5 protein-coding genes are annotated in these 6,058 nt (G+C 65.3%); 1 reads left to right on the plus strand and 4 read right to left on the minus strand.

The features are described 5' to 3' along the window. From ACP5E6_RS15560 to ACP5E6_RS15575, 4 genes are all read right to left on the minus strand, one after another. The coding region (locus ACP5E6_RS15560) for an ABC transporter ATP-binding protein (protein ID WP_427955543.1) at positions 1 to 961 on the minus strand (961 nt) is incomplete at its 3' end. After that, complete coding sequence (locus tag ACP5E6_RS15565) at positions 958 to 1,821, minus strand: ABC transporter permease (protein ID WP_427955546.1); 864 nt, start codon at positions 1,819 to 1,821, stop codon at positions 958 to 960. The genes ACP5E6_RS15560 and ACP5E6_RS15565, both read right to left, overlap by 4 nt. 2 nt (positions 1,822 to 1,823) lie before the next feature. Beyond that, a complete protein-coding gene (locus ACP5E6_RS15570; RefSeq protein WP_427955549.1) occupies positions 1,824 to 2,786 on the minus strand; it encodes an ABC transporter permease in 963 nt (320 codons plus the stop codon). 31 nt (positions 2,787 to 2,817) lie between these two features. Next, positions 2,818 to 4,467 (minus strand): ABC transporter substrate-binding protein, encoded by a 1,650-nt coding sequence (locus tag ACP5E6_RS15575; protein WP_427955551.1) that lies wholly within the window; start codon positions 4,465 to 4,467, stop codon positions 2,818 to 2,820. Between the two features lie 442 nt (positions 4,468 to 4,909). Between ACP5E6_RS15575 and ACP5E6_RS15580 the strand changes: the two genes are divergently transcribed. Further along, positions 4,910 to 6,052 carry an MFS transporter gene (locus ACP5E6_RS15580; protein WP_427955554.1) on the plus strand — a complete coding sequence of 381 codons (1,143 nt, stop codon included), beginning with the start codon at positions 4,910 to 4,912 and terminating at the stop codon, positions 6,050 to 6,052. Positions 6,053 to 6,058 lie beyond the last annotated feature (6 nt).

The raw sequence follows: 6,058 nt of genomic DNA on the forward strand, positions 1-6,058 counted from the left end.
GGGTGGTGTGGCAGATGGTGGTGGCGAGGTCGCAGCGTTCGGCGAAGACGCAGCCGGGGATGTTCGCACCGGGCGGGGGCAGGAAGCCTTTGATGGTGTCGAGCCGTGAGGTGTTTTTGCTGCGGCCGGGGGTGGGCAGGCAGCGGAGCAGGCGGGTGGTGTAGGGGTGGAGCGGGCGGCGGAGGAGATCGGTCGTGGGGCCGGTTTCGACCAGGCTGCCGGCGTAGAGCACGCCGACGCGGTCGCACATGCGTTCGATCACGCCGATGTTGTGGCTGATGAACAGGATGGCGGTGGAGAATTCACGGCGCAGGGTGGCGATGAGGTCGAGCACTTCGGCTTCGACCGTGGCATCGAGTGCGGTGGTGGGTTCGTCGAGGATGAGGAGGCTGGGTTCTTTTGCCAAAGCCATGGCGATGATGACGCGCTGGAGCATGCCGCCGGAGAGTTGGTGGGGGTAGGCATCGAGCACGCGGTCGGGTGAGGCGATTTGCACGCGGTCGAGCATGGTGGCGCAGCGGGCGCGGGTGGTGGTGGATGGGGTGGGGGCGAGGAGGTCGAAGACTTCGGAGATTTGGCGGAAGATGGTGAGGGAGGGGTTCAGGGCGCGGCCGGCGTCCTGATAGACCATCGAGATTTGTTCGGCGCGCAGGCGGCGGAGGGCTTGGGGGGTGAGGCTGGCGAGGGTTTTTCCGGCGACGCGGAGGCTGCCGGCGCGGACGATGCCGTTGCGGGGCAGGGCGCCGATGGCGGCGAGGGCGGCGGTGGATTTGCCGCAGCCGGATTCGCCGACCAGGCCGTAGGCTTCGCCGGGGGCGATGCTGAAGGAGATGCCGCGCAGGACTTGCAGGTCACGGCCGCGGGTGCGGTAGGCGACGTCGAGATTTTCGACGGAGAGGGCGGGGATTTGGGTTTCGATTGTGGTGGTGGTGGCTTGTGGGGGTGTGGTGGTGGTGTTCATTCGATGGTGCCCTGGATGCCATCGGCGATCAGGTTGACCGCGACGACGAGCGAGGCGATGGCCGCGGCATCGAAGGTGACGGTCCACCAATAGCCGCCGGTGATGAGTTCGTAGTTTTCGGAGATGGCGAGGCCCCAGTCGGCGGAGGGGGGTTGGATGCCGAAGCCGAGGAAGCTGAGCGAGGCGACGGTGAAGATGGCGTAGCCGAGGCGGACGGTGGTTTCGACCAGGATGGGGCCTGCGACGTTGGGCAGGATTTCGACGAACATGATGTGCGGCGCTGATTCGCCGCGGAGTTGGGCGGCGGCGACATAGTCGAGTTCGCGTTCGGTCAGCACGGCGGCGCGGACGGTGCGGGCGATCAGCGGGGCGAAGATCAGGCCGATGACGATGATGACGGTGGTGTTGGAGGGGCCGAGGGCGACGAGGGCGAGCAGGGCGACGATGATGAGCGGGAGGGCGAGGAAGACCTCGATCAGGCGGCTGATCGCGGTATCGACGAAGCCGCCGAAATAGCCGGTGATCAGGCCGATTGTGGTGCCGGCGAGGGTGCCGAGCAGGGTGGCGAGCGGGGCGACCGAGAGGATGGAGCGGGCGCCGACGACGACGCGCGAGAAGATGTCGCGGCCGATCTGGTCGGTGCCGAACCAATGGGCGGCGCTGGGCGGGGCGAGGGTGTTCATCAGATCGTCGGCGTAGGGGCTGTAGGGGACGATGTCGGGGCCGATCAGGGCGCAGATGATCCAGAAGGTGAGGATGGTGGCGCCGATGAGGAACATGGGCGCGGTGAGGGCGGCGCGGAGGCGGGTTTTGGGTGGGGTTGTGGGGTCGGTGACGGTGGGGAGGGCGGCTTCGGACATGGTCAGCGGCCGGCGTTGCGCAGGCGGGGGTTGAGGAGGACGAGGGCGATGTCGGCCAGCATGGTGACCAGGACGTAGACGATGCCGATGGTGAGGATGCCGGCTTCGAGCATGGGGAAATCCTTGGCGCGGGCGGCGGTGAGGATGAGGCTGCCGATGCCCTGGTAGCGGAACAGGGTTTCGACGATGACCAGGCCGCCGACGAGGTAGCCGACCTGGGTGGCGACGACGGTGATGGTGGGGAGCAGGGCGTTGCGCAGGACGTGGCGGCGGATGACGATGCCGGGGCGCAGGCCTTTGAGGATGGCGGTGCGGGTGTAGTCGGCGTCCAACGCATCGATCGTGCCGGCGCGGGCCATGCGGGCGATGTAGCCGAACAGGATGAAGACCAGGGGCAGGGCGGGGAGGATCAGATGGTCGATCTGTTCGAGCGGGCCTGCGCCGTGCGGGGCGGTGGCGGTGATCGGCAGCCAGCGGAGCCAGATGCCGAGGATGAGGATGAGGATGATGGAGGAGACGAATTCGGGGATCACGGTCATGGACAGGCCGGCGATGCTGATGGTTTTGTCGATCCAGGTGCGGGCGTGCATGGCGGCGTAGACGCCGCCGGCGATGGAGAGCGGGACGACGATGACGAAGGCGACGGCGGCGAGTTTCAATGAGTTCAGCAGGGCGGCGAGGACGAAGGGGGCGACCGGGGTGCGGTAGGTGTAGGAGATGCCCATGTTGCCGGTGACGAAGTTGCTGATCCAGCGCCAGTATTGGATCGGGATGGGCAGGTCGGTGCCGAGTTGGTGGTTGAGGGCGGCGACGGCGACGGGGCTGGCGAGCGGGCCGAGGATGGCGCGGCCGACGTTGCCGGGCAGGAGTTGCGCGCCGGCGAAGACGACCATGCTGAGGAGCCAGAGGGTGATCAGGGCGAGGCCGAGACGCTGGGCCAGCATGCCGGCGAGGCGCGCGGCCATGGTTCAGCTGTCCATGGTCAGGTGCCCACGCTCAGGCAATCGTCGCGTGTTGCAGGAAGACCTGCGACATGCCGGTGACGTGGACGCCGCTGACGTTGGGGGCGGTGGCGGCGAGGTAGTTGTAGAAATAGGCGAAGATGATCGGGGTTTCGTCGAGCAGGAGGGTTTCGATTTTGCCCGACGTGACGCGCTGGCGGCTGAGATCGATGTCGGCGATGTAGTCGGCGACCAGTTTGTCGTAGGTGGGGTTTTTGAAATGGGCGGCGTTCCAGGTGCCGTTGCTGAGCAGCGGGGCGCCGAGGAAGACGTTGGGGACGCCGCGGGCGCCGTAGTCGGTGATGCCCATCTGGCTGTCGAGCCAGTCCGAATTGCCGAAGGTGGCGGCGCCGTAATAGGCGGCGCTGGTTTCGATTTTCAGGTTGATTTTGATGCCGATTTCGGCGGCGGCGTTCTGGATCAGGACGGCGTAGTCGGGGATTTCCTGGACCTGTTCGGTGGTGAGGGTGACGCTGGCGCCTTTGGCGAGGCCGGCTGCGGCCATGAGGTGTTTCGCCTCGGCGATGTTCATGGCGCGCTGGGGGATGGATTTGTTGGTGGAGGGGAAGATGGGGGCGAAAGGGCTGTCGTTGCCGAGGTCGGCATAGCCGCGGAACAGGCCCTGGATGATGCCGGGGCGGTTGAGGGTGAGGGCGACGGCGCGGCGGACGCGCTTGTCGGTGAAGGGGGCCATGTCGCAGCGCATGTGGACCTGGCGGTGCGCGGAGGAGCGGAGGTTGAGGATTTTGACGCTCGGGTTGTTCAGCAGACCTTGCGCGCCCTGGACGACGATTTGCTGGAGGACGTCGACCTGGCCGCCCTGCAGGGCGAGGATCTGGGATTGCTGATTGGTGTAGAAGCTGAATTCGGTGCGGGCGGGCAGCACCTTGCCGCCCCACCAGTGCGGGTTGGGCCGGAAGCTGGCGCCGCGGCCCTGGGTGTATCTGTCGAGGATGAAGGGGCCGGTGCCTTCGAAATCGTCCTGATATTTCGCGGCATCCGAGCCAGCGGGGCAGATGATGGCGTTGTAGTTGTCCGACGAGACGAGATAGGGGAAGTTGCCGTTCGGAGCGTCGAGATGGAAGGCGACGGTGTGGTCGTCGATCTTCACGACGCCTTTGGGGCTGAGCACGCCTTTGAAGGTGGAGAGGGCGTTGGAGCCGAGCTTGGGATCGGCGAGGCGGGCGAGGGAATAGACCACGTCGTCGGCGGTCATCGGTTTGCCGCCGTGGAAGGTGACGCCTTTGCGGAGTTTGAAGGTCCAGATCGCGCCGGTTTTGTCCGAGGACCAGGAGGTGGCGAGCTGGGGTTTCAGGTGGAGTTTGGGATCGTCGAGGCAGAGGAATTCGCCGGCCTGCTGGAGCATGCAGAGGCCGCCGGTGTCGCCCACGGTGATCGGGTTGATCGTGCCGGTCGGGCCGAGCATGCCGACGCGGATGGTCGCTCCCGGTTTGCCGGCGGCGCGTGCGGCGCCGGGGATGCCGAATATGCCGGCGAGGAGGCCGGCGGAGAGCCCGTAGGCGGTGCCGTGGCGGAGCAGGCCGCGCCGGTCGATATGGCCGGCGAGGTATTCATCGAGGACATGGTTCTGCATGTCGTTCGCGGTGCGGCGGAGCTGGTCGAGATGATTGGATTGACGCGTCACCTGTTGGTCTCCCGATGCTGTTCATGTGCGGGCGTGCGCCCGGTGGCGTGGCAGGGTGATGTGATCCGAAGGCCAGTGTGGGGGGTATTTCCGGGTAGATCAAATCTTTTATGGGCAGGGGGTCATGGGCAGGATAAGGCGAGGGAGAAGACTTCTTTTTGTGAACAAAAAGAAGCAAAAAAACTTTGTTCTTCTGGGACTGGGGCGCTGAAACCGCCTGAGACCCAGCTCACAGAAGTTTTTTGCTTCTTTTTTACAAAAAAGAAGCGATTTCTCTCACCTGCGAATTTCACATTTCTGCCAAATATAATTGCCCGGCCAGCGCAAAAATACGAATTGCCTATCTGATTTCGTCATATGGCGGGACTGATCTGGCGCTTCCGGGCGGGCGGGCGATCTGCGATACTTCAGCGGTGCAGCCAGAGATTGTCGATCACCGCTGATGATGAACTACGCGCCGCTCTATGCCACTGTGCTGTTTGCCCAGGTCGCGTTGGGGATGTTGACGCCGCTGACACCGATTCTGCTGATCGCTCACGGGGTGCCGACCTTCGCGATCGGGATTGTGGCGTCGGCCTATTACGGCGGCATGCTGGTGGGCAGCATGGTTGTACCTTCGGTGCTGCTGCGGATCGGGCATATCAGGGCTTTGGTGATTTTTTGCGTGGTGGCGGCGGATGCGACTCTGTTGATCAACGGGGTCGCGGCGGTGGTGCCGTGGATCGCGATCCGGTTCGTCATCGGCGTGTGCAGCATCGGCATGTTCACCGTGGTTGAAAGCTGGCTCAATGCCTCGGCACGACGCGCGGTGCGGGGGCGGGTGTTCGGGTTTTATATGTTCGCGAGTTGGACCGGCAGCGTGCTCGGCGCCTCGTCACTATCGTTGTTCCGATCGGCGGAATCGCTGCTGACGCTTGCGGTGGCGGCATTTCTGACCGCGCTGTTGCCGACCACGATCCTGACCCGCGTGGCGCCGTCATTGCCGACGCGGGCGCGCTTGTCGCTGCGGGATCTGTTTGCGCTCTCGCCCGCCGGGGTGGTGACGTGTTTTGCCGCCGGGATGTCGAGCGGGATGTTTTTTTCGATGTTTCCCGTGGTGATGGAACGCGCCGGCATCGACCAGAAGGGGATTTCGCTCGGGGTTTCGCTCTGTTTGCTGGCGGGCATGGCGATGCAGTTTCCGGTCGGGCTGCTGGCGGACCGGATCAGGCGGGTGGTGATCGTGCGGATGGCGCTGCTGGTGGCGATGGCCGCTTGCGTCGGGTTGTTCATGAGCCATGCCCTGGTCTGGTTCGCGGTGTTCGGCTCGGCCTATGGCGCGACGGCGGGGGTTCTTTATGGGCTCGGCGTCGGGATGACCGCTGACCGGGCGGCGCAGGAGCAATTGCTTGGCGTGAGCGCGGGGGTGCTGTTCGCCTGGGCGGCGGGGGCGAGTTGCGGGCCATTGCTCGCCGCCGGCGGGATGGCGGCGCTCGGCTACGCCGGCGTGTTCGCGATGTTGCTGGTGTTGTTCGGTGTCGTGCTGGGCATTGTGCTGCGGCGCGAGCGGCCGGGGATTGTCACGGTTGAGGCGCTGCCCCGGTAATCATTG

It is taken from the genome of Acidiphilium sp., from assembly GCF_049977125.1.
Classification (GTDB): Bacteria; Pseudomonadota; Alphaproteobacteria; order Acetobacterales; family Acetobacteraceae; genus Acidiphilium.

Coding starts and splice junctions, on each gene's coding strand:
- ACP5E6_RS15580 (WP_427955554.1), top strand. CDS start 4,910: ATGATGAACTACGCGCCGCTCTATGCCACTGTGCTGTTTGCCCAGGTC.
- ACP5E6_RS15565 (WP_427955546.1), bottom strand. CDS start 1,821: ATGTCCGAAGCCGCCCTCCCCACCGTCACCGACCCCACAACCCCACCC.
- ACP5E6_RS15570 (WP_427955549.1), bottom strand. CDS start 2,786: ATGGCCGCGCGCCTCGCCGGCATGCTGGCCCAGCGTCTCGGCCTCGCC.